Here is a 23,397-nt window from a genome sequence, read left to right on the forward strand (position 1 = left end):
ACCGAGGGCTTCGCGGCGCGCGCCGAGGACTTCTTCTTCGTCACATCCAACTATTTACTCGGCCGCGGCCTCGGCTGCAGCCGGAGCCTCGTCGGCGGCGGGGGCGGATGCCTCTGCGGTGTCTTCTTCGGCGACCGGGACCAGCGAGATCTTGCCGCGGTTGTCGATATCGGCGATCTCGACCCGGATCTTGTCGCCGACGTTCACCACGTCCTCGACCTTGCCGACCCGCTTGCCGTTGCCCAGCTTCGAGATGTGCACCAGACCGTCGCGGCCCGGCAGCAGCGAGACGAACGCGCCGAAGGCGGTGGTCTTGACGACCGTGCCCAGGAAGCGCTCGCCGACCTTCGGCAGCTGCGGGTTGGCGATGGCGTTGATCGCGTCGATCGCGGCCTGCGCCGACGGGCCGTCGGTCGCGCCGACGAACACGGTGCCGTCGTCCTCGATGGAGATGTTTGCGCCGGTGTCCTCGGTGATCTGGTTGATGACCTTGCCCTTGGGCCCGATCACCTCGCCGATCTTGTCGACCGGGATCTTGATCGCGGTGACGCGCGGCGCGTAGGGGCTCATCTCATCCGGGGTGGCGATGGCCTCGGCCATCACGTCCAGGATGGTCAGGCGCGCGTCGCGAGCCTGGTTCAGCGCACCCGCCAGCACCTTCGACGGAATGCCGTCGAGCTTGGTGTCCAGCTGCAGCGCGGTGACGAAGTCGCGGGTACCGGCGACCTTGAAGTCCATATCGCCGAAGGCGTCCTCGGCGCCGAGGATGTCGGTCAGCGCGACGTAGCGGGTCTCCGACTCACCGTTGTCGCCGGCGACCTCGTCGGACACCAGACCCATGGCGATACCGGCGACCGGCGACTTCAGCGGCACACCCGCGTTCAGCAGCGACAGCGTGGAGGCACACACCGAACCCATCGAGGTGGATCCGTTGGAGCTCAGCGCCTCCGACACCTGACGGATGGCGTAGGGGAACTCCTCCTGGCTCGGCAGCACCGGCACCAGCGCCCGCTCGGCCAGCGCGCCGTGGCCGATCTCGCGCCGCTTGGGCGAGCCGACGCGGCCGGTCTCACCGGTGGAGAACGGCGGGAAGTTGTAGTGGTGCATGTAGCGCTTGCTGGTCTCCGGGCCGAGCGAATCGACCTGCTGAGCCATCTTCACCATGTCGAGGGTGGTGACGCCCAGGATCTGGGTCTCACCGCGCTCGAACAGCGCCGAACCGTGCGCCCGCGGCACCACGGCGACCTCGGCGGACAGCGCCCGGATATCGGCCAGGCCACGCCCGTCGATGCGGAAGCCGTCGGACAGGATGCGCTGGCGCACAAGCTTCTTGGTGACCGAGCGGAACGCCGCGCCGATCTCCTTCTCGCGGCCCTCGAAGTCCTCGGTCAGCGCCGAGAGCACCTCGAGCTTGATCTCGTCGATGCGCTCCTCGCGCTCCTGCTTGCCGGCGATCGACAGCGCCTCGCTCAGCGGGTTCTTCGCGGTGCCCTCGACCGCGGTGTAGACGTCGGCCTCGTACGGCGGGAAGAGCGGGAAGTCCTCGGTGGGCTTGGAGGCCAGCGCCGCCAGATCGGCCTGCGCCTTGCACAGTCGCGCGATGAACGGCTTGGCCGCCTCGAGGCCTTCGGCCACAACGGTTTCCGTCGGCGCCTGCGCACCGTCCTCGACCAGGGCGATGACCTTCTCGGTCGCCTCGGCCTCGACCATCATGATCGCGACGTCGCCGGATTCGACGACGCGGCCGGCGACGACCATGTCGAACACGGCCTCCTCCAGCTGCTCGACGGTCGGGAACGCGACCCACTGGCCCTGGATCAGGGCCACCCGCACACCGCCGACCGGACCCGAGAACGGCAGTCCCGCAATCTGAGTCGAGGCCGAGGCCGCGTTGATCGCGACCACGTCGTAGAGATCGTTGGGATCCAGGCTCATCACCGTGACCACGACCTGGATCTCGTTGCGCAGGCCGTCGACGAACGACGGGCGCAGCGGGCGGTCGATCAGGCGGCAGGTCAGGATCGCGTCGGTGGAGGGGCGGCCCTCGCGACGGAAGAACGAGCCGGGGATGCGGCCCGCGGCGTACATGCGCTCCTCGACGTCGACCGTCAGCGGGAAGAAGTCGAACTGGTCCTTGGGGTGCTTACCGGCCGTGGTGGCCGACAGCAGCATGGTCTCGTCGTCCAGGTAGGCGACGACGGAGCCGGCGGCCTGCTTGGCCAGACGCCCGGTCTCGAACCGGACGGTGCGGGTGCCGTAGCTCCCGTTGTCGATCAGGGCCACCGATTCGAACACACCGGGTTCGACCTCGATGGCGGAGCTCGTCTGGGATTCGGTCATATTTCTGTCTCAACCTCTCGTCTCGCCGGATCGAACGCCCTCGCGGCGCGATCCGGCTGGGTGTCCCTGCGCTGTTTCTCCCTGCCCGGAGGCAGCGGCTTCCCTGCACAGGGGCAGCCGTACCCGGGTTCGGGCGCGCGACAGCCCTCCTGGCTGCGGCGCGACACCCGGCCGATCCCCCATGGAACCGGCGACGCGGAGGCGGTCATCGATCGAAGCCCGCCGGCAACTCTCGCCGAAAGGCCACTACCGAAGACCGACGCCACGCGTGCGGGTGCATACGGCTGGTGCGGTGCCGATATACGACTAGCCGACGGGGAGATTCTATGCCTCCCCATCGGCTGCGCGTTAACTACCTGTGATTGTCAGCGCGTCTGTCTCGCGTCCGTGCGGGCGCGAACAGATCAACGCCGCAGTCCGAGCCGCTCGATCAGCGAACGGTAGCGCTCGATGTCCTTGTCCTGCAGGTACTTCGACAGCCGCCGACGGCGACCGATCAGACCCAGCAGGCCGTGGCGGGTGTGGTGATCGTGCTTGTGCACCTTCAGGTGCTCGGTGAGGTCGGAGATCCGCTTGGACAGCAGCGCGATCTGGGCCTCCGGCGAACCGGTGTCCTTCTCGTGCAGGCCGTACTCCTTGAGGATGGCCGACTTCTGCTCGGTGGTCAGAGCCACGAAACACTCCTTGATTCTCAGTCCGCGCTCGAGGAAACCGGGAAATCCCGGGCGGGCGCCACCGCGGACCGCAGCAGACCCGACGAGCCAGCCTACCGGATCAGCGCAGCCGGACCGAATCGGGCCGACCCGGATTCGCTCAGCGCTGCGCTTCGCTCGCCTCGGCGGCGGCGAGCACCTGCCGCGTCTGCTCGACGTCCTCGCCCATGGCCCGGACCAGATCGTCGATCGAGTCGAAGCGGCGCATACCGCGCAGATGCTGGACGAAGTCCACCGCGACATGCTGGCCGTACAGATCCGCCTCGGTGTCCAGGACGAAGGCCTCGACCGTGCGGGTGCGGCCGGAGAAGGTGGGGTTGGTGCCCACCGAGATCGCGGCCATGGCCCGCTTGCCCGGACGCGTGACGCCGACCGTCTCGCCGGCGGCCAGCACGGTGAACCACCCCGCGTACACACCGTCGGCCGGGATCGCCGCATGCATCGGCGGAGCCACGTTGGCGGTCGGGAAACCGAGTTCGCGACCGCGACCGTCGCCGTGGACCACGACACCCTCGACCCGGTGCGGACGCCCGAGCGCGTCGGCCGCCGCGGCCATGTCACCGGCGTCGACGCAGGCGCGGATATAGGTGGAGGAGAGTGTGACCGCGTGTTCGCCGAGCAGTGTCACGCCGTCGACCTCGAAACCGAACCGGCCGCCCAGCTCGCGCATGGTCTCCACGGTCCCGGCCGCCTTCTTGCCGAAGGTGAAGTTGTCGCCCACCACGACCTCGGCGACATGCAACTTCTCGACCAGCAGGTCGTGCACGTAGCGGCCCGGGGTGAGTTTCATGAAGTCCTGGGTGAACGGCATCACCAGGAAGACATCGATACCGAGTTCCTCGACCAGTTCCGCGCGCCTGGTCAACGTGGTGAGCTGCGCCGGATGCGATCCCGGACGCACCACTTCCATCGGATGCGGGTCGAAGGTCATGAGAACCGAGGGAACACCGCGCACCGCAGCGGATTTCACCGCACGGCTGATCAATTGGGCGTGACCGCGGTGCACACCGTCGAACACGCCGATGGTGAGCACACACCGGCCCCAGTCCGGTGGCATTTCCTCGAGACTTCGCCATCTCTGCACACACCGAAGCCTACGCAAACACGGTCACGAACCGGGATTCGGCGGGGCGGTTGTTCACCCGACCGTCACCCACCCGCGGCGGCCTCCGTGGTTACGCAGGCTGCCTCCTCCGGCCGCGTCGCTCCCGCTCTACCTGATCGGCGGGGTCCGCGGCGGCCTGCGTGGTTACGCAGGCTGCCTCCTCCGGCCGCGTCGCTCCCCCCGCTGTGCCCGATGGCGGGGTCCGCGGCGGCCTGCGTGGTTACGCAGGCTGCCTCCTCCGGCCGCGTCGCTCCCCCCGCTAAGCTCGATACGTGCCCGGAAAACGTGATGTCGCCACCCGGCGTGAGCTGGCAGATTCCGCTGCGTCACAACCCGATGGGGGTGTGGCCGGGCGCGCGGCGAATGTGGCTCCCTCGCTGTCGTCGGTCGCTCAGGATTATCTGAAGGTGATCTGGAGTGCGCAGGAGTGGTCGCAGGAGAAGGTGTCGACCAAACTGCTGGCCGAGCGGATCGGGGTGTCGGCGTCGACGGTGTCGGAGGCGGTGCGCAAACTCGCCGATCAGGGCCTGGTCGAACACGCCCGCTACGGCGCCATCACCCTGACCGACAACGGCCGCCGGGCCGCCGTCGCCATGGTGCGCCGCCACCGGCTGATCGAAACGTTCCTGGTCAGCGAGCTCGGCTACGGCTGGGACGAGGTGCACGACGAGGCCGAGGTGCTCGAGCACGCGGTGTCGGAGACGCTCGTCGAACGCATCGACGCCAAACTCGGCCATCCCGACCGCGATCCGCACGGCGATCCGATCCCCTCCGTCGACGGCGCGGTCCCCACCCCGCCCGCCCATCAGCTCAGCGACTTCCAGGCCGGACAGTCCGGCCGGGTGGCGCGCATCTCCGATTTCGATCCCGCCATGCTGCGGTATTTCGATTCCGTCGGCATCGCGCTGGACACCGTGATCACCGTGGTGGAGCGGCGCGATTTCGCCGGCACCATCGCGGTGCGGATCGGCGAGCAGACCATCGATCTGGGAAGCCCTGCGGCAGAAGCGATCTGGCTGACATCCTGACCTTGTGTATCGCCGTCCCTAGTGCGTGACGAGGGCCGCGGCCCGCTCGGCGATCGCGGTGCCGAGATCGGCCGTGGTCGCCGTACCGCCCAGATCCGGTGTGAGGACCTTCCCCTCGGCGAGCACATCGCAGACCGCGCGGTCGACGGCCGCGGCCGCCGCGGATTCGCCCAGGTGGTCGAGCATCATCGCGCCGGCGAGGATCTGCGCCACCGGATCGGCGATACCCATCCCCGCGATATCGGGCGCGCTGCCGTGCACCGCCTCGAACATCGAGGGCGCGTCCCGCTCGGGATTGATATTCCCCGACGGGGCGAGCCCGAGCCCTCCGGTGACGGCGGCGGCGAGGTCGGAGAGGATGTCGCCGAACAGATTCGAACCCACGATCACGTCGAGCCGATCCGGATGCAACACGATCTCGGCGGCCAGCGCGTCCACATGCATCTGCCGCGTCTCGACATCCGGATACTCGGCGGCGATCCGCTCGAAGACGCTGTCCCAGTACGGCATCGAATGAATGAGGCCGTTGGATTTGGTGGCCGAACACAGTCTGCGGTCGCGCCGGCGCGCCTGTTCGAAGGCGTAACGGATGATGCGTTCACATCCGGTACGGGTGAATATCGATTCCTGAACCACGAATTCGTCGGGCCGCCCGGGGTTGTGCATTCCGCCGATCGCGGAATACTCGCCCTCGGAATTCTCCCGCACGATGAGAATGTCGAGATCGTCCGCGCCGCGCCCGCGCAACGCGGATTCGGTGCCGGGCAGCAGCCGGACCGGGCGCAGATTGACGTACTGCCCGAAGGCGCGGCGCAGCGGGATCAGCAGGCCCCACAGCGAAATATGGTCGGCGACACCGGGAAATCCCACGGCGCCGAGCAGAATCGCGTCGAAATCGGCGAGCTGCTGCGGACCGTCGTCGGGCATCATGGCGCCGGTGCGCAGATATTGCTCACAGGACCAGTCGAATTCGGTCCAGGCGATGCCGGGCAGCACCGCGTCGAGAACCTTGACCGCCTCGGCCGTGACGTCCACGCCGATACCGTCGCCGGGAATGGTGGCAATGCGATACATCGGCATCACAGTGCCACACCGATGTATTTGGTCTCCAGGAATTCGTCGATGCCGCCGAAGCCGCCCTCGCGTCCGAGACCCGATTCCTTCACCCCGCCGAACGGCGCCGCGGGATTCGACACCACGCCCTGGTTGAGTCCGACCATTCCGGTGTCGAGCGCCTCGCTCACCCGCAATCCGCGCCGCAGATTCTCCGTGAACACGTAGGCCACCAGGCCGTACGGGGTGTCGTCGGCGCGTTCGATCACCTCGTCCTCGGTGTCGAAGATCGACAAACCCGCTACGGGGCCGAAGATTTCGGTGCCGAACATCGCGGCGTCGTCCGGGACGCCGGTCAGCACCGTGGGCGGATAGAAATATCCGGCCCCCTCGGCGGCGGTTCCACCGAGCAGGACGGTGGCGCCGCGCCGGCGCGCGTCGGCGACCAGTTCCGATACCTTCGCCACGGCGGCGGCGTCGATCAGCGGTCCGACCACCACGCCCGGGTCGGCGCCGCGTCCCATCGGCAGCGCCGCCATCCGCTCGGTGAAGCGGCGGGTGAACTCCTCGGCGATGCCGCGCTGCAGATAGATTCGGTTCGCCGCGGTGCAGGCCTGACCGATGTTGCGCATCTTCGCCGCGAGCGCCCCTTCGACCGCGGTGTCGAGATCGGCGTCGTCGAACACGATCAGGGGTGCGTTGCCGCCCAGTTCCATCGAGGTGCGCATGACCGACTGCGCGCACTGTTCCAGCAGGATCTTGCCGACCGCGGTCGATCCGGTGAACGACAGCTTGCGCGAGCGCGGGTCGGCGATCATCGCGCCGGTCACGGCCGCCGGATCGGAGGTGGTCACGACATTGACCACCCCGTCGGGAACGCCTGCGGCGGACAATATTTCGGCGATCGCCAGGGTACACAACGGGGTCTGCTCGGCAGGTTTGACGACACATGTGCAGCCCGCGGCCAGCGCCGGGCCGATCTTGCGGGTCGCCATCGCCATCGGAAAATTCCACGGGGTGATCAGGATGCTCGGTCCGACCGGCCGGCGCGCCACCACGAAGCGGGACCCACCGGCCGGCGCCGGCATGTATCCGCCGTCCAGCCGCACCGCCTCCTCGGCGAACCAGCGGAAGAACTCCGCCGCGTACGCGACCTCGCCGCGCGCCTCGGCCAGCGGCTTACCCATCTCGGCCGTGGCGATGCGGGCGAGCCGCTCGGTGTCGTCGAGCAGCGCCCGGTGGGCGCGCATCAGGATCTCGGACCGGGTTCGCGCGGGCACATCCGCCCAGGCGGCCTGCGCCGCCGCGGCGGCGGCCAGCGCGGCGACGCCGTCCTCGGGCGCGGCGTCGGCGACAGCGGTCAGCGTCTGCCCGGTGGCCGGATCCTCGACCGGCAGCCGCGCGGCGGTCTCGCGCCATCGGCCGCCGATGAACAGGCCGGTCGGCACGCTGTCGATCGCGGCGATCGTCGCCTCGTCCGAATCTGTCACCGTGTGCGTCATCGCTCGCCCCTCAGCTCGGAACAGCATCTCGGATCAGCGCTGTCATTGCCGTCACCATCGCGGTCATGTTATACACATTGTCAACAATCCGACAATAAGAATCCGGCCGTCGCACGCGCCGGATTTCCCGTCGCCGGGAGGCGGATCACCATGACTGCACTTTCCCCCGCACTCCGGCAGGCCACGCCGGTCACCGTGGATCACGGCGAGGGCTGCTACCTGTACGGCACCGACGGGCGCCGGTACCTCGACTTCACCGCCGGGATCGGCGTCACCAGCACCGGGCACTGTCATCCGCGGGTGGTGGAGGCCGCGCGCGAGCAGATCGGCAGCCTCATCCACGGCCAGTACACGACGGTCATGCACCGGCCGCTGCTCCGGCTGACCGAACGACTCGCCGATGTGCTTCCCGCGCATCTGGATTCGGTGTTCTTCGCCAATTCCGGAAGCGAGGCGGTGGAGGCGGCGCTGCGGCTGGCCCGGCAGGCCACGGGCCGGCCGAATGTGGTGGTCTTCCACGGCGGCTTCCACGGCCGCACGGTCGCCGCCGCGACCATGACCACCTCCGGAACCCGGTTCTCGGCCGGCTTCAGCCCGCTCATGGGCGGCGTCCACGTGGCCCCGTTCCCCACCGCCTACCGCTACGGCTGGTCGGAGGAGGAAGCCACCGACTTCGCGCTGCGCGAACTCGACTACATCCTGGCCACGCTCACCGCGCCCGCCGAAACGGCGGCGTTCGTCGTCGAGCCGGTGCTCGGCGAGGGCGGCTACATCCCGGGCAACACCCGGTTCTTCCAGGGCCTGCGCGAACGCGCCGACCGGCACGGCATCCTGCTGATCTTCGACGAGATCCAGACCGGTTTCGGACGCACCGGAAAGTTCTTCGGACATCAGCATTTCGACGTGCGGGCCGATGTCATCACCATCGCCAAGGGATTGGCGAGCGGATTCCCGTTGTCCGGAATCGCCGCGCCGCAGGAACTGATGGCCCAGGCCTGGCCCGGGTCCCAGGGCGGCACCTACGGCGGCAATGCCGTGGCGTGCGCGGCCGCGGTCGCCACGATCGACGTCATCGAATCGGAAGGATTGGTGGACAACGCCGCCGCCCGCGGCACGCAACTGCTGGCCGGAACGCGGGCGGCCGCCACCAAGGCGATCGGCGACGTGCGCGGCCTGGGACTGCTCGTCGGAAGCGAATTCACCACGGCCACAGGCGAACCCGACACCACGACGGCTGCGGCCGCGCAGCAGCTGGCGGCGCAGCGTGGCCTGCTCCTGCTGACCTGCGGCGCCTACAGCAATGTGGTGCGGATGATCCCGCCGCTGATCGTGACCGCCGAACAGGTCGACGAGGCACTGGCGCTCTGGAACGGAGTCCTCGACGAGCTGTAGCGCCGCACCGGCATCCGATCGGAACAGGAGATCCCGATGGCCCGATACCTCACCATCACCCTCACCAAGGCCGGCGTGCGCTGCCGGGCGCGACTACTGGACGACCAGGCGCCCCGCACCTGCGCGGCGGTCTGGGACGCGCTGCCCCAGGAGGGCGACGCGTTCCACGCCAAATACGCGCGCAACGAGGTGTACACCCTGGTGCCGCGCATCACGGCGGCCCCGCATCGCGAAAACCCCACGGTCACACCGATTCCCGGCGACGTCTGCCTGTTCGATTTCGAACCGTGGGAGATCGGCAATCCGGCCTACGGCTACGAACCCGGTTCGGCCGCGCACGCCGAACAGGGCGCCACCGACCTGGCCCTGTTCTACGACCGCAACAACCTGCTGATCAACGGCGATATGGGCTGGGTACCCGGCAACGTCTTCGCGACCATCGAAGAGGGCCTGCCCGAACTGGCCGCGGCATGCAACGCGCTGTGGCTACGCGGCGTCGAGGGCGAAACCCTGTCCTTCACACGGTCTCTCAGCACAGACAAAGACATCTGATCCGCACCACCATGCCGGCAACCGAATCGTGGCCGGTCGGAAATTCGATCGGCGGATCTCGTCGACAGTCCTACTCTGATCCGTGGAGTCACCGCAGGGGGCGGTGGCTACATGGATCGGCACCGATCGGTGCGCGATGGAGGGGGACGCAAGTTGAAGATTCGTGCATGCTCCGGCAAGTACTGTCACACCGGCCAAATCTATCTGGTCAACCATGTCACTGGAGCGATCGTGAAGACGGCCCAGCCGACCGTGATCGTGGCCGAGAACGGGCAAGTGGTCACCGCTTTTCCTGGAGGAGCATGCCGTGGACAAGTCTGAACCGAGTGCCGACGAACTCGTGGAGTCGGTGATTCGTGCCGGTGCGGAAGCCGGGTATCGGGTCGACCGGGATGAGGCGGGGCTATTGCGAATAACGGCGGTCCACGAGGCGCCGGTCGACCCTGCCTTGGTATTCAGGGTGACCGACGAGGAGTTGCGCGATTACTACACGCGGTTGTCGGCGGAATCGGGTGGCCCGTTGGGGGCGGGCACTCCGTAGGAGGCATGGATGCTTCTGATGTCGACCCATCTCGATGAGGCTATTTACGAGGCAGAACGGTTGGACGGTCCCGGCGTGATCGTGATCGGTGACACGGGTTTCCGGGCCGTGTCTCGGTCTACCACCGACTAGCCCAAAACCAGTTCGGCGAAGCGGGCCAGGGCCAGGACGAAATCGTCGGAGTGGCGCGGGCCGACGATCTGCAATCCCACCGGCATCCCCGCGGCGGTCGTGCCCGCCGGAATGCTGATCGCCGGTTGCTGGGTGAGGTTGAACGGATAGGTGAACGGCGTCCACTGCGGCCAGCTGTCCATCGAACTTCCCGGCGGCACATCGTATCCGGCCTCGAAGGCGGTGATCGGCATCGTCGGTGTGATCAGCACGTCGTAGACGGTATGGAAGGCGCCCATGGCGATTCCGATCTCGGCGGCCACCGCGCGGGCGTTCAGATAGTCGACCGCGCCGAGCGCCAGACCGCGATCCCACATGGCCCCCAGTCCGGGATCGACGCGGTCGCGCGAACCCGGCGGGAAGGTCGACAGCAGGGTCGCCGCGCCGGCCGCCCACATCTGTTCGAACGCCTCGCGCGGATCGGCGAAGCCCGGATCCGCCTCCACCACCCGCAAGCCGGCCTCGTCCAGCTTCCGCACGGCGGCCCCGACGACCGCCGCGACCTCCGGATCCACCTGGGCGAAGCCGAGATTCGCCGAATAGCCGACCGTCGCTCCGCGCACCTCACGCTGGAGCTCACCCCGGAAGGTCGTCAGCGGTGGTGCGCCCGCGGTCGGATCCCGCGGATCGGGCAGGGACAGGATGTCCATCAACAGCGCCACATCCTCCACCGTTCGGGCGATGGGCCCGGCATGTGCCAGCGGTCCGAACGGACTGGCCGGATACAGCGGGATGCGCCCGTGTGTGGGCTTGAAACCCACGACACCGCAGAACGACGCGGGGATCCGCACACTGCCGCCGCCGTCGGTGCCGATCGATACCGGCCCCATCCCGGCCGCGACCGCCACCGCCGAACCACCGGAGGAACCGCCGGACGTCATAGCGGGATCCACCGGATTGCGGGTGATGCCGGTGAGCGCGCTGTCGGTGGTCGCCTTCCAGGCGAGCTCCGGCGTGGTGGTCTTGCCCAGGAAGACCAGTCCGTCCTCGCGCAGCCGCGCGGTCGCGGGGCTGTCGACCGGCCACGGCGCGTCCGGCCGGATGGAGGTCGAGCCGCGCAGGGTGGGCCATCCCTGGGTGAGGAAGACGTCCTTGATCGAGATCGGCACGCCGTCGAGCAGTCCCTGCGCATGTCCGTTGTGCCAGCGGGCCTCGGATTCCTTGGCCTGGATCAACGCTCGCTCGGAATCGACCAGGCAGTAGGCGTTGAGGGCGTCGTCGCGCGCGGCGATCGCGTCCAGCGCCGCCTGCGTGGCCTCGACGGGAGACAACGCCCCGGCCGAATAGGCGGAGGCCAACTCGGCCGCGGTCATCGCCGCGGGGTCGGTCCCGGTTCCGGGGTGGGCCATCGTGACTCCCTTCAGCTGGGCACGTAACCCAGCTTCTTGTCGACCACATTCTGTAGGGGCTGACCGGTGATCCAGCGCTGGAAGTTGTCGGTGAACGCGGCGACGATCTCCGACCGCCAGCCGATGAAGTCGCCGCTGTTGTGCGGGGTGACAACCACATTCGGCAGATCCCACAGCGGATGACCGGCCGGCAGCGGTTCCGGATCGACCACGTCCAGCGCCGCACCGGCGAGCGCGCCACCGCGCAGCGCGGCGACCAGATCGTCGGTGACGACCGATTCCCCCCGGCCCACGTTGATGAGACGCGCATGCGGTTTCATCGCCGCGAACGCGTTCGCGTCGAACAGATGCCGGGTCTGCGGCGTCAGCGGCGCCACGCAGATCACGTAATCGGCGCCGGGTAGTTCGGCGTGCAGATCGGTTGCGACGGTACCGAAGTCGGGATCGTCGGTGCGGGCGGTGCGGCCCAGCCCGCGGACCCGCATACCCGCGGCCCGCAGCAGGCGGGCGATGGCGCGCCCGATGGAGCCGGTGCCGACCACCAGCGCCGCGGCTCCGGCGACACGCTCGGATTCGCGATGGTGCCATTGGTGGCGCTGCTGCAGACGCAGCGATTCGGGCAGATCCTTGGCGAAGGCGAGGATCTGTGCCAGCACATATTCCGCGATGGGCTGATCGAACAGCCCGCGGGTGTTGGTCACCAGCACATCGCTGTCGATCAGCTCGTCGAACATCACGGCATCGACGCCGGTGGCTCCGACATGAACCCAGCGCAACCGGTCGGCGTGAGGCCAGGCGCCGGGCAGAGCCGTGCTCTGGAAGTCGTAGACGAACAACGCCTCCGCGCCGGGCAACGCGTCCGCGAGTTCCGCACCGTCGGCGAAGCGAACGCTGGCCTGCTGCGACACCGGACGCAGATATGCCGCGTCGGGCTCGACGCCGTCGTGCAGGACGGTGACAACTGGGCCCGCGTTCATATTGACAGGCTAAAAACCCATCGTATGCTTGTCAACAATCCGATTGTGTGCGGAGGTTCGTCGCCCGAACGCGAGAGGGGCCCTCGTGGAACTGAATTTTCCCGAGTTGGACGGACCTGTCGCGCAACGAGGTATCGGGATCATCGCGCCGTTCGACCTGGCGCTGGAGCGCGAACTGTGGCGGTGGGCGCCACTCGAGGTGAGCCTGCATCTCGCGCGCACGCCCTACGAACCGGTGCCGGTCTCCCTCGAAATGGCCGAATTGGTTTCCGACGCAGCACATCTCACCGCCGCCACCCGCAACGTCCTGCACGTCGAGCCCGAGGTCATCGCCTATCTGTGCACCTCGGGCAGCTTCATCAAAGGGCTGGCCTACGAACGGTCGCTGCGCGACACCATCTGCCGGGCCGGCGCCCGGGACGCGATCACCACCTCCGGCGCGCTGATCGAAGCGGTGCGCAAATTGGAATTGTCCCGGCTGTCGGTCATCACGCCCTACGACGACATCCTCACCGGGAAACTGCACGAGTACCTGCACGAGGCCGGCTGCGAGGTGCTGCGGTCGGACCATCTCGGACTGGGCGGCGGCATCTGGAAGGTCGGCTACCGCACCATCGCCGAACGCATCATGGCCGCCGACGATCCCGCCGCCCAGGCCATCTTCGTCAGCTGCACCAACCTCCCCACCTACGACCTGGTCGAGCCGCTGGAACAACTTCTCGGCAAGCCGGTCCTGACCGCCAACCAACTGACCATGTGGGCCTGCCTGGGACGGATGAAACTGCCGATGATGGGTCCCGGCAAATGGCTGCAGAACGTTTTCTAGGAGGCGCTGTGCAACGGCTACCGACCGTCGGCTTCATCTACCCCGACCACGCCGCCGAGGACGAATACCCCTGGGCCGCGGCACAACTCGGCGCGGATCTGCGGGTCGCGCACATCTACGGCACCGATCTGCACGCGGTGCCGGAGCTGCTCGACCTCGGCAGCCCGGAGAAGTTGTCCGAGGGTGCGCGACTGCTCGCGCCCTTCGAACCGCGGGCGGTGGTGTGGGCCTGCACGTCGGGCAGTTTCGTCTACGGCCCGCAGGGGGCGCGCGATCAGGTGGACCGGCTCGCCCGCGACTGCGGAGTTCCCGCGTCGAGTACCAGTTTCGCGTTCGTGGACGCGGTGCGCGCGATCGGTGTCCGCGACGTGGCGGTCTGCGCCAGCTATCCGGACGAGGTGGCCGCCCTGTTCGTGAACTTCCTCGCCGCGGCGGATATCCGGGTGGTCTCGATGTCGAGCGCCGGAATCGACACCGCCGCCGAAGTGGGCACTCTCACCCCGGAGCAGGTCCTGACGCTGGCAGCGGCGAACGATCATCCCGACGCCGAGGCGTTGCTCGTTCCCGATACCGCGATGCATACGATACAACTGCTTCCGGAGCTGGAATCAGCGCTCGGCAAGCCGGTACTCACCGCGAACCAGGTCACCGTCTGGCAGGGGTTGCGACTGGCGGAACTGCCCGCCGTGTCGCCGCCGTCCGGACCGGGGCTCGGGACGCTCTTCTCGGAAAGGCCGATTCATGTCGGTGATTGAGTTCGAACCCGTGAATCGGCAGTCCACGGCGGAAATGATCGCCGACCGGCTGCGCACGGCGATCATGCACGGCACGGTCGCCCCCGGTACCCAGCTGGTCGAGGCCGATCTGGCCACGCAGTTCGACGTCTCCCGCGGTCCGGTGCGCGAGGCCATGCAGCGGCTGGTCTCGGAGGGGCTGCTGCACAGCGTGCGCCACCGCGGCATCTTCGTCATCGAACTGAGTCTCGACGACGTCGTGGACATCTACCGGGCCCGCACCGCGATCGAGGGCGGCGCGCTGGATCTGATTCTGGACGGCCGCCGCGAGATCGCCTACGCGGCACTGGAAACCAGTGTCGCCGACATGCAGGCCTGCGCCGCGCGAGGTGATGCCACCGGCGTCACCGAGTCCGACCACGCCTTCCACCAGGCCCTGGTGACCAGCGCCGACAGTCCGCGGCTGGTGCGCGCGGCACGGACCCTCCTGATCGAGACGCGAATGTGCCTGGGCGCGTTGCAGACCACCTACACCGACCTCGGCGAGCAGGTCCGTGAACACATCGCCCTGCGCGAGGCGATCGCCGCCGGCCCGGCGGACCACGTTCGCGAATTGCTGGCCGGGCATATGCGCGATGCCGTCGAACGACTCCGGGAGCAGGCCGGCGGCGAGGAGTAGCCGCCGTCTCAGTCGATGAGCCCGCGCGGGCGCACCACGAAGACCGGTGAGGAGCGCTTCCCCTTCTCCTCCAGCAGGGCGATGGTCCGGCCGTCGGCGGTCGTGGCCGCGTGCACGCCGCGCACGCCGACCGGGTCCAGCCAGCGACCGTCGCGCAGCGATTCGGCCTGGTCGGCGTCGATCTCCCGATGCGGGAAGGCAAGGCGCACAGCGACATCGACGTCGAGATTCAGGCTCGGATCGTCGGCGAGCTGATCCACGGTGCGGGCGTGTTCGAGCGTGAACGGGCCGACCCGGGTCCGACGCAACGCGGTCAGATGTCCACCGACCCCCAGCGTGGCGCCGAGATCGCGGGCCAGGGCACGGATGTAGGTGCCCGAAGAGCAGTCGACCTCGACGTCCAGATCGACGAATGTCGTTGCGCCGGTGTCGATATCACGACGACCCAGAATGTCGAACCGGGAGACCGTGACCGGTCGGGCAGCCAGTTCCACCTGCTCGCCGGCCCGGGCGCGCGCGTACGCTCGTTCGCCGTTGACCTTGATCGCGCTGACCGTCGAGGGCACCTGTTCGATATCGCCGGTGAGCGCGGCGACGGCGGCGGCGATATCGACGTCGGCGACATGGGCGGCGGGGATGGTGGCCAGCACCTCCCCCTCGGCATCGTCGGTGACGGTGGCCTGGCCGAGGCGGACGGTCGCGGCGTAGGACTTGGTGGTCAGGCTCAGCAGGCCCAGCAGTTTGGTGGCGCGCTCGACACCGAGCACCAGCACGCCGGTGGCCATCGGGTCGAGGGTGCCGGCGTGGCCGATCTTCCTGGTGCGCAGGATCTTCCGGCAGCGCGCGACCACGTCGTGGCTGGTCTGCCCGCCGTCCTTGTCGATGATGAGCAGCCCGCCGAGCGGATCGACGACCGCCTCGCGTTCGGCCATCAGCCGGCCACGATCGCGGTCAGGATCAGCCCGTCGGTGATCGTCCAGCGTCCGTCGAAGGCGGTCAGCGGCGCACCGCCGTCGACGGTCTGCCCGGGAACCAGCAACGCACTGCGGAAGGTGCCGGCGGTACCGGTGTCGTCGACGGTGAAGGTGATGTGGGCGTCCTCGAAACCGAGCCAGCGCTGCGTGAGCGGGAACCACGCCTTGTAGGTGGCCTCCTTCGCGCAGAACAGCAGCCGGTCCATATGCAGTCCGGTGGCGGGGATCGCGCCGCGCAGCCAGTCCCGCTCGGCGGGCAGGCTCACCGAGTCCAGCACGCCTTCGGGCAGCGTGTCGTGCGGTTCGGCGTCGATGCCGACCGACCGCCAGCGCAGCCGATGTGCCAGCACCGCCGCCCGGTAACCGTCGCAGTGGGTGAGACTGCCGACCACCCCGCGCGGGAACAGCGGCATCCCGCGCTCGCCCTTACCGATCGCCACCGGTGGCTCGCCGAGCTGGGCCAGCGCCAGCCGCGCACAGTGCCGGGCGCCGATGAAATCGCGCCGCCGCTTCTCGACGGACTGCGCGATCAGATGTTCCTCACCGGGATGCGGTTTCAGATCCTCCGGATACCGCAACAGCTCCGCCGCGGCCACTCCCGCGGGCAGAATGCTGCCGATGACGCGCGCCTGTTCCTCGATGACCGCCTCCTGAGTCGCCCCTGTCTGCGCTACGAGCCTAGCCGGACTCCGCAGAGCCGCCCGTCGCAGCAGGGGTATCGAAAGTATGTTCGAAGTGGAGTAGTCTCCCGCGCATGGAGCTCACCCCGCTGGAGTACGCACGACTGAACCTGGAACAGGTACGAGCCCAACTCGTCGACGCGGCGGCCTTCGACAAGGCTCTGACCCCCGATCAGCTCGAGCGGGCCGCGTGGAAAATTCGCGAGGGCCTGCGAATCTATCGCGAGCACACCGAAACCCACCCGGCGAGCCGGCCCGGCGGCGGCTGCCTGGACTATCGGGGAGCACGCCGGCGGCCGTGGTGAAGCGCCAGGTCAGCGCACGCCGCGGCGGCGGTCGGCGAGACGGCGCATCTCCGCGGCGGCTTCCCGCATCTCCGGGGTGATCTTGAAGTGGCCACCCCATTCGTTGAGGTCGCCGGGACCGTATTCGGGGGCGGGCAGGATCTGGCGCAGTAGTTTGTCCGGGAGTCCGCGGCGCTGCCATTCGCGCGGATAGCCGAGGGAGACCTCTTCGAACCGGACACCGTCGTAGAAGGTGGTGCGCGGAATGTGCAGGTGGCCGTAGACCGAGCACACGACGTTGTAGCGGGTATGCCAGTCGGCGGTGTCCTCGGTGCCGCACCACAGCGAGAACTCCGGATAGAACAGCATCCGGGTGGGTTCGCGAAGCATCGGGAAGTGATTGATCAGCACCACCGCGGTGTCGGGCTCCAGCGCGTCGAGCCGGCGCTTGCTGTACTGGACGCGGGCCCGGCACCACGCGTCGCGCGTCAGATAGGGGTCGCTGGCCAGCAGGAATTCGTCGGTGGCGACCACATTGCGGTCCCGGGCGATGGTCAGGGCCTCCGCCTTGGTGTGCGCGCCCTCGGGCATCCACGAATAGTCGTAGAGGATGAACAGCGGCGCGATCGTCACCCGTCCGCCGTACTGTTCGGCGCCCGCGCCCTCCCACACCGGGAACTCGTCCTCCGGGGTCACCACATCGAGGTCGCGGCACAGGGCAACCAGATAGTCGTACCGGGGAGCACCCTTGATCTGCACGGGATCCTTGGTGGTCGTCCACAATTCGTGATTGCCCGGAACCCAGATCACCTTGGCGAAGCGTTCGCGCAGGATGCGCAGCGCCCAGCGAATGTCGTCGGTCTTCTCCCCCACGTCGCCGGCGACGATCAGCCAGTCCTCCGGCGAATCCGCGCGGATCTGCTCGACCACCGGCTTGTTCCCCTGATGACCGACATGGATATCGCTCACCGCCATCAACTTAGGCATCACCGTTCCACCATCCCATGATCATCGTCGTGCCAGCACACCCGGCCCACGCGTGCGGGCATACCCGCCCCCGGAGTCGGCGAACAGGCGCCGCGACCATCGACCGGGCTCGCGATGCGCGGTCATACCGACCGGGGAATCTCGGTTCCGGTCCGGGCCCAGCGTCCCGACAGCGCGCGAGCGCCGACCGCGATCATGCGCAACAGGATGAACGCGCTCAGCCCGGACCAGATTCCGGCGATACCCCAGTCGAAACTCAGCGACAGCCAGATGGCGGGCAGGAAACCCAGCAGCGCCGCGGCCATCGTCGTGTTGCGCAGATATGAGGCGTCGCCCGCGCCCAGCAGCACGCCGTCGAGTGCGAAGACCACCCCGGCGGCGGGAATGAGTGGCACGAAGAACCACCAGATGACACGCACCCGATCCAGGACCGCCGGATCGTCGGTGAACACCTGCGGGATGACGGTGTACCCGGCGGCGAAGACCACCGCGAGCACCACCGCGAAGAGGGTGGACCACAGCGTGATCCGGCGCGCCAGCACGCGCGCACCGGAGGCGTCACCGGAGCCCAGCGCCGCACCGGTGAGGGTCTGCGCCGCGATGGCCAGCGAATCCAGCGTCAGGGCAAGGAAATTCCACAGCTGCAGCACGAGCTGGTGGGCGGCCACCGAGGCGGCGCCGAACCGGGCGGCGACCGCGCCGGCGGAGACGAAACATGCCTGGAACGCCAGGCTCCGGACGATCAGATCCCGGCCGAGCACCAGCTGCGCGCGCATGACCCGCGGATGCGGGCGCAGCGGCACCCGCCGGCGCACCAGCGCGGCCACGAACAATCCGCCCGAGACCATCTGCCCGGCCACATTGGCCACTGCCGAGCCGGCCAGTTCCATCCGGGGCGCGCCCAGCAGGCCGTGCACCAGCAACGGGCACAGCAGTGCCGAAACAAGCAGTCCCGCAATCACATACACCAACGGCCGCCGCGTCTGCTGCACACCGCGCAACCAGCCGTTACCGGCCATGGTCAGCAGGATCAACGGGACCCCGAACAGCGCGATCCGCAACCAGCGCAACGCCTCGTCCGCGATATCGTCGCCCCCGGCGATCACATCCACGACCGGTCGTGCGAACACCTGCAGCACAACGACGATCGCCAGTCCGGCCGCCACGGCGAGCCAACTGGCTTGCACCCCTTCGGCGACCGCGCCGCGTTCGTCACCGGCGCCGTGGCGGCGCGCGGAGCGGGCGGTGGTTCCGTAACTCAGGAACGTCAACTGCGTGCTGACCTGTCCGAGTATCAGACCGCCCACGGCGAGGCCGGCGAGCGCCAGCGCCCCCAGCCGACCCACCACCGCCATATCGAACAGCAGGTAGATCGGTTCGGCGACAAGCACTCCCAGTGTCGGGATCGCGATGCCGAGAATGCGGCGCGGACCCGCATCGTGAACGGTAGAGCTGCCGACGGCGTCGTCCACCGCCATGGTCAGCTCTCCCGGCCGAGCGCCAATTCCGCGAGCAGATCGCCCACCACGTTCTCGGCGGTGCCGTGGGTGGTGTAGCCGGCGGCGTAACGGTGGCCGCCCCCGCCCAGACCGGTCGCGACGCGGGCGACGTCGACGGCATCACCGGTGCCGACACCGCTGTCGCGCGAACGCAGCGATACCGTCCAGCAGCCGGCATCGGTGCGGGACTGTTTGAAGACCGCCGCCACATCCGCCTCGGCGGTGGTGCGGACGACGTCGATGACGCTTTCCACCTCCTCCGACCGCAATCCGTCGGAGTCGTCACTGTGGACGAAGGCGTAGACGAGTCCGGCGCCGCCGGCCGCGCGCGGTTCCAGCCGCGCCGATCCGAGCACTCGCGACAACATCGGCAACCAGCCGAAGGGATGGGTGTCCATCAGCGTGCGCGTGATTCCCGCGCCGTCGATTCCGGTGGCCAGCAAACGATCGGCCAGCAGATGGGTGCCGGGACCGCCCCAGCGGAAACACCCCGTATCGGTGACCAGACCGGCGAACAGGCAGTGTGCGATGTCGCGGTCGATCTCCTCACCCCAAGCGTCGAACAGCCGCGCCAGCACACTGGTGGTGGACTCCGCGGTCTCGTCGATCAGGTTCACATCGCCGAAGCGGGTGTTGGAGCGATGGTGGTCGATCACGACAGTGGTTGCGGCGCCGTCGATTCGGTCCGCGAGCGCCCCGAGGCGCCCGACGCTGCCGCAGTCGACGGTGACCAGCACATCCACCTGCGCCGCGACCTGTCCGGCCGGCACCAGATACTCCACGCCCGGCAGCGAGCGCATCGATGCCGGAAGTTCGGCCGGCTCGGCGAACGACACCTGTACCGGCACCCCGCGCCGATGCAGCACCTGCGCCAGCGCCAGCCCGCTGCCGACGGTGTCGGCGTCCGGCTGCACATGACACAGCACGGTCACCGATCGCGCGGCCGCCAATACCTCGACGGCCGCGGCCGGATCCGCCGACGACGTCACAGCTGTCATCTCCAAGCTCGATTCTCCGGCGACAGAACCGGGACGCCGCGTCGCGAACCCGGCCCGTCCACCGCATCGACCGCCGTGGCGGTCAGTCTTCCTCGTCGGGGTCGGGTTTATAGGGATCGGCGTCGCCGGCATGGGTGGCATTGGCCGCGACCTGCGCCACCTTCTCGTCGGCCGCACGGGCCTTCGCCAGCAGCTGTTCCATCTCGCGCGCCGCATCCGGCACGGTGTCGAGGACGAAACTCAGCGACGGCGTGAACTTGATCCCGGTAGCCGCGCCCACCTTGGAGCGCAGCACCCCCTTGGCCTTCTCCAGTCCGGCCGCGGCGCCCGCGAAATCCGGTTCGGCGGCGAGGGTTTCACCCATCACCGTGTAATAGACGGTCGCCTCCCGCAGGTCACCGGTCACCTTGGCATCGGTGACGGTGACGAAACGCAGCCGCGGATCCTTGATCTCGTATTCGATCGCCGTCCCGACGATCGTGACGATCCGCTTCGCGAGTCGGCGTGCCCTGGCCTGATCCACCATGGCGGGCCCTCCTCACTTGTCATTCAGTCTTCGGGTCCGAAGATGCGGCGGCGTACTGCCAGCAACTGTAACTCCGGACGGGCCGCCACGTGGCGTTCACACTTGTCCAGCACCGCTGTGAGATGTCCCATCTCGGAGCTGACCAGCGCGACACCCAGCTGTGAGCGGCGGTATTGATCGTGATTCCCGCCCTCGACCGCGCTGACGCCGAAGCGCTGCAGTTCGGCCAGTATCGGGCGGATCACCGACCGCTTTTCCTTCAACGAGTGCACATCGCCGAGCAGGATGTCGAACTCCAATGCACCGACGAACAACGGCTCACCTCTTCACATGTCGCGACGGGCGCCCGGCGAAACGAACGTCACGTTCGGTCGATGTCTGCACCGAACGTGACGTTCGTTCACCGTGGACGACTCAGTCGCGCGGCTTCTCCCGAAGCTCGTAGGCCTCGATGATGTCGCCTTCCTTGATGTCGTTGTAGCCCAACGTCATACCGCATTCGAAGCCCTCGCGGACCTCGGTGGCGTCGTCCTTCTCGCGACGCAGCGACTGGATCGTCGTATCGGCGATCACCACGCTGTCGCGCAGCAGGCGGGCCTTGGCGTTGCGCTTGACCGTCCCGGAGGTGATCATGCAGCCGGCGATGTTGCCGAACTTCGAGGAGCGGAACACCGCGCGGATCTCGGCGCGACCCAGTTCGGCCTCTTCGTAGATCGGCTTGAGCATGCCCTTGAGGGCCTTCTCGATCTCGTCGATGGCCTGGTAGATCACCGAGTAGTAGCGGATGTCCACACCCTCGCGGTTGGCGAGTTCGGTGGCCTTGCCCTCGGCCCGGACGTTGAACCCGATGATGATCGCGTTCGACGCCGAGGCCAGGTTGACGTTGGTCTCGGTGACACCACCGACACCGCGGTCGATGACCCGCAGCCGGACCTCGTCGCTGATCTCGATGCCGAGCAGCGCCTCTTCGAGGGCCTCGACCGTACCGGAGTTGTCGCCCTTGAGGATCAGGTTGAGCTCCGAGGTCTCCTTCAGAGCGGCATCCAGATCTTCCAGGCTGATCCGCTTGCGGCTGCGCGCGGCCAGAGCGTTGCGCTTGCGCGCATTGCGCCGGTCGGCGATCTGGCGGGCGATGCGGTCCTCCTCGACGACGAGCAGGTTGTCGCCCGCGCCCGGCACCGAGGTGAAACCGATGACCTGCACCGGACGCGACGGCAGCGCCGCGTCCACATCCTCGCCGTGTTCGTCGACCATGCGGCGGACGCGACCGTAGGCGTCACCCGCCACGATCGAGTCACCGACGCGCAAGGTACCGCGCTGCACCAGCACAGTGGCCACCGGACCACGGCCGCGGTCCAGATGCGCCTCGATGGCGACACCCTGGGCGTCCATATCCGGGTTGGCCCGCAGGTCCAGTGCGGCGTCCGCGGTCAGCACCACGGCCTCGAGCAGGGCTTCGATATTGGTGCCCTGACGCGCCGAGATGTTGACGAACATGGTGTCGCCGCCGTACTCCTCGGCCACCAGGTTGTATTCGGTGAGCTGCTGGCGGACCTTCTCCGGGTTCGCGCCTTCCTTGTCGATCTTGTTGACCGCCACCACGATCGGCACGTCCGCGGCCTGCGCGTGGTTGATGGCCTCCACCGTCTGCGGCATGACGCCGTCGTCGGCGGCGACCACCAGGATCGCGATGTCGGTGGCCTTGGCACCACGGGCACGCATGGCGGTGAACGCCTCGTGACCCGGGGTGTCGATGAAGGTGATCAGGCGCTCTTCGTCGTTGACGTTGGTGAGGACCTGGTAGGCACCGATGTGCTGGGTGATACCGCCGGCCTCGCCCTCGCGGACGTTGGTCTTGCGGATCGTGTCCAGCAGTCGGGTCTTACCGTGGTCGACGTGACCCATGACGGTCACGACCGGCGGGCGGACCTGCAGGTCCTCCTCGTCGCCCTCGTCCTCGCCGTAGCTGAGGTCGAAGCTCTCCAGCAGCTCGCGGTCCTCGTCCTCGGGCGAGACCACGTGCACGACGTAGTTCATCTCGCCGCCGAGCAGCTCGAAGATCTCGTCGTTGACCGACTGGGTCGCGGTGACCATCTCACCGAGGTTGAACAGCACCTGTACCAGCGAGGCCGGGTTGGCGTTGATCTTCTCGGCGAAGTCCGACAGCGAGGCGCCGCGAGCGAGACGGATGATCTCGCCGTTGCCGCGCGGCAGCCGCACACCGCCGACCGACGGTGCCTGCATGTTCTCGTATTCGGCGCGTTTCGCCCGCTTCGACTTGCGGCCCTTGCGGGGGGCGCCACCGGGACGGCCGAAGGCACCCGCGGCACCGCCGCGACCACCGCCACCACCCGGACGACCACCGCCGCCACCGGGACGACCGCGGAAACCACCGGCCACGGGCGCACCCGCGCCACCGCCGCCACCGGCACCGCCGCCGCCGCGGTAGTTACCGCCGCCGCCACCACCGGGACGACCGCCGCCGCC

At 68.3% G+C, this 23,397-nt stretch carries 23 protein-coding genes; 8 read left to right on the top strand and 15 right to left on the bottom strand.

The window, feature by feature from the left end; all coding sequences use genetic code 11:
• Positions 1–54: 54 nt before the first annotated feature.
• The 3 genes from AC5592_RS31035 to AC5592_RS31045 all read right to left on the bottom strand — a co-directional run bounded on the left by AC5592_RS31035 (position 55) and on the right by AC5592_RS31045 (position 4,137).
• Positions 55–2,340 (bottom strand): polyribonucleotide nucleotidyltransferase, encoded by a 2,286-nt coding sequence (locus tag AC5592_RS31035; protein WP_036503329.1) that lies wholly within the window; start codon positions 2,338–2,340, stop codon positions 55–57.
• A 404-nt stretch (positions 2,341–2,744) separates the two neighbouring features.
• Complete coding sequence (rpsO, locus tag AC5592_RS31040) at positions 2,745–3,014, bottom strand: 30S ribosomal protein S15 (RefSeq protein WP_036503331.1); 270 nt, start codon at positions 3,012–3,014, stop codon at positions 2,745–2,747.
• A 139-nt stretch (positions 3,015–3,153) separates the two neighbouring features.
• Positions 3,154–4,137 (bottom strand): bifunctional riboflavin kinase/FAD synthetase, encoded by a 984-nt coding sequence (locus AC5592_RS31045; protein ID WP_036503333.1) that lies wholly within the window; start codon positions 4,135–4,137, stop codon positions 3,154–3,156.
• Between the two features lie 386 nt (positions 4,138–4,523).
• Here AC5592_RS31045 and AC5592_RS31050 point away from each other — a divergent pair, with 386 nt between their 5' ends.
• The gene (locus AC5592_RS31050) at positions 4,524–5,186 is read left to right on the top strand and encodes a metal-dependent transcriptional regulator (protein ID WP_051042822.1); all 663 of its coding nucleotides are present in this window, start codon (positions 4,524–4,526) and stop codon (positions 5,184–5,186) included.
• A gap of 18 nt (positions 5,187–5,204) precedes the next feature.
• Here the strand turns inward: AC5592_RS31050 and AC5592_RS31055 are convergent, their stop codons facing one another.
• The gene (locus AC5592_RS31055; protein ID WP_063066247.1) at positions 5,205–6,266 is read right to left on the bottom strand and encodes a tartrate dehydrogenase; all 1,062 of its coding nucleotides are present in this window, start codon (positions 6,264–6,266) and stop codon (positions 5,205–5,207) included.
• Positions 6,266–7,741, bottom strand: coding sequence for an NAD-dependent succinate-semialdehyde dehydrogenase (locus AC5592_RS31060; RefSeq protein WP_063066248.1), 1,476 nt, complete (start codon positions 7,739–7,741; stop codon positions 6,266–6,268). The genes AC5592_RS31055 and AC5592_RS31060 overlap by 1 nt, the downstream gene beginning before the upstream one ends.
• 150 nt (positions 7,742–7,891) lie before the next feature.
• On the opposite strand from AC5592_RS31060, the gene AC5592_RS31065 reads away from it, so the two are divergent.
• The 3 genes from AC5592_RS31065 (at position 7,892) to AC5592_RS31075 (ending at position 10,226) form a co-directional block, all read left to right on the top strand.
• Positions 7,892–9,133: an aspartate aminotransferase family protein gene (locus AC5592_RS31065; protein ID WP_063066249.1), complete on the top strand. Its 1,242-nt coding sequence runs from the start codon at positions 7,892–7,894 to the stop codon at positions 9,131–9,133.
• Positions 9,134–9,169: 36 nt separating this feature from the next.
• Positions 9,170–9,685 carry a DUF3830 family protein gene (locus AC5592_RS31070; RefSeq protein ID WP_036507798.1) on the top strand — a complete coding sequence of 172 codons (516 nt, stop codon included), beginning with the start codon at positions 9,170–9,172 and terminating at the stop codon, positions 9,683–9,685.
• A gap of 307 nt (positions 9,686–9,992) precedes the next feature.
• Positions 9,993–10,226, top strand: a complete 234-nt coding sequence (locus AC5592_RS31075; protein ID WP_063066250.1) for a hypothetical protein — start codon at positions 9,993–9,995, stop codon at positions 10,224–10,226.
• A 128-nt stretch (positions 10,227–10,354) separates the two neighbouring features.
• On the opposite strand, the gene AC5592_RS31080 is transcribed toward AC5592_RS31075, so the two are convergent.
• Together AC5592_RS31080 and AC5592_RS31085 are read right to left on the bottom strand one after the other, a co-directional pair.
• On the bottom strand, positions 10,355–11,746 hold the full coding sequence (locus AC5592_RS31080) for an amidase (protein ID WP_232329628.1): 1,392 nt from the start codon (positions 11,744–11,746) through the stop codon (positions 10,355–10,357).
• 11 nt (positions 11,747–11,757) lie between these two features.
• Entirely contained in the window at positions 11,758–12,723 is a 966-nt protein-coding gene (locus AC5592_RS31085) for a D-2-hydroxyacid dehydrogenase (RefSeq protein WP_036507803.1), read from the bottom strand.
• Between the two features lie 85 nt (positions 12,724–12,808).
• On the opposite strand from AC5592_RS31085, the gene AC5592_RS31090 reads away from it, so the two are divergent.
• Genes AC5592_RS31090 through AC5592_RS31100 form a run of 3 tightly spaced genes read left to right on the top strand, consistent with a single transcriptional unit; the run spans position 12,809 to position 14,962 of the window.
• Positions 12,809–13,549: a maleate cis-trans isomerase family protein gene (locus AC5592_RS31090; protein WP_036507807.1), complete on the top strand. Its 741-nt coding sequence runs from the start codon at positions 12,809–12,811 to the stop codon at positions 13,547–13,549.
• A gap of 8 nt (positions 13,550–13,557) precedes the next feature.
• On the top strand, positions 13,558–14,304 hold the full coding sequence (locus AC5592_RS31095) for a maleate cis-trans isomerase family protein (protein WP_036507819.1): 747 nt from the start codon (positions 13,558–13,560) through the stop codon (positions 14,302–14,304).
• A complete protein-coding gene (locus tag AC5592_RS31100) occupies positions 14,291–14,962 on the top strand; it encodes a GntR family transcriptional regulator (RefSeq protein ID WP_036507809.1) in 672 nt (223 codons plus the stop codon). Before AC5592_RS31095 ends, AC5592_RS31100 begins: the two co-directional genes overlap by 14 nt.
• Positions 14,963–14,970: 8 nt before the next feature.
• Here the strand turns inward: AC5592_RS31100 and truB are convergent, their stop codons facing one another.
• Both truB and npt read right to left on the bottom strand, forming a co-directional pair.
• Positions 14,971–15,894: a tRNA pseudouridine(55) synthase TruB gene (gene truB, locus AC5592_RS31105; RefSeq protein ID WP_063066251.1), complete on the bottom strand. Its 924-nt coding sequence runs from the start codon at positions 15,892–15,894 to the stop codon at positions 14,971–14,973.
• Complete coding sequence (gene npt / locus AC5592_RS31110; RefSeq protein ID WP_269750228.1) at positions 15,894–16,532, bottom strand: 4'-phosphopantetheinyl transferase Npt; 639 nt, start codon at positions 16,530–16,532, stop codon at positions 15,894–15,896. Before npt ends, truB begins: the two co-directional genes overlap by 1 nt.
• Positions 16,533–16,690: 158 nt before the next feature.
• Here npt and AC5592_RS31115 point away from each other — a divergent pair, with 158 nt between their 5' ends.
• The gene (locus tag AC5592_RS31115) at positions 16,691–16,921 is read left to right on the top strand and encodes a DUF6374 family protein (RefSeq protein WP_036503363.1); all 231 of its coding nucleotides are present in this window, start codon (positions 16,691–16,693) and stop codon (positions 16,919–16,921) included.
• Positions 16,922–16,930: 9 nt separating this feature from the next.
• Here the strand turns inward: AC5592_RS31115 and AC5592_RS31120 are convergent, their stop codons facing one another.
• The 6 genes from AC5592_RS31120 to infB all read right to left on the bottom strand — a co-directional run.
• Positions 16,931–17,890, bottom strand: a complete 960-nt coding sequence (locus tag AC5592_RS31120) for a metallophosphoesterase family protein (RefSeq protein ID WP_157122346.1) — start codon at positions 17,888–17,890, stop codon at positions 16,931–16,933.
• A gap of 119 nt (positions 17,891–18,009) precedes the next feature.
• Complete coding sequence (locus AC5592_RS31125; RefSeq protein ID WP_051024766.1) at positions 18,010–19,365, bottom strand: MATE family efflux transporter; 1,356 nt, start codon at positions 19,363–19,365, stop codon at positions 18,010–18,012.
• A gap of 2 nt (positions 19,366–19,367) precedes the next feature.
• Positions 19,368–20,384: a DHH family phosphoesterase gene (locus tag AC5592_RS31130; RefSeq protein ID WP_036503369.1), complete on the bottom strand. Its 1,017-nt coding sequence runs from the start codon at positions 20,382–20,384 to the stop codon at positions 19,368–19,370.
• Positions 20,385–20,466: 82 nt separating this feature from the next.
• On the bottom strand, positions 20,467–20,910 hold the full coding sequence (gene rbfA / locus AC5592_RS31135; protein ID WP_036503370.1) for a 30S ribosome-binding factor RbfA: 444 nt from the start codon (positions 20,908–20,910) through the stop codon (positions 20,467–20,469).
• Positions 20,911–20,933: 23 nt separating this feature from the next.
• Positions 20,934–21,224: a DUF503 domain-containing protein gene (locus AC5592_RS31140; protein WP_036503372.1), complete on the bottom strand. Its 291-nt coding sequence runs from the start codon at positions 21,222–21,224 to the stop codon at positions 20,934–20,936.
• Between the two features lie 100 nt (positions 21,225–21,324).
• Positions 21,325–23,397 (bottom strand): translation initiation factor IF-2 (gene infB, locus AC5592_RS31145; RefSeq protein WP_063066253.1); only part of this gene is annotated, 2,073 nt, incomplete at its 5' end.

The sequence above is a fragment of the Nocardia violaceofusca NBRC 14427 genome (assembly GCF_963869435.1).
GTDB classification, from domain to species: Bacteria; Actinomycetota; Actinomycetes; order Mycobacteriales; family Mycobacteriaceae; genus Nocardia; species Nocardia aobensis.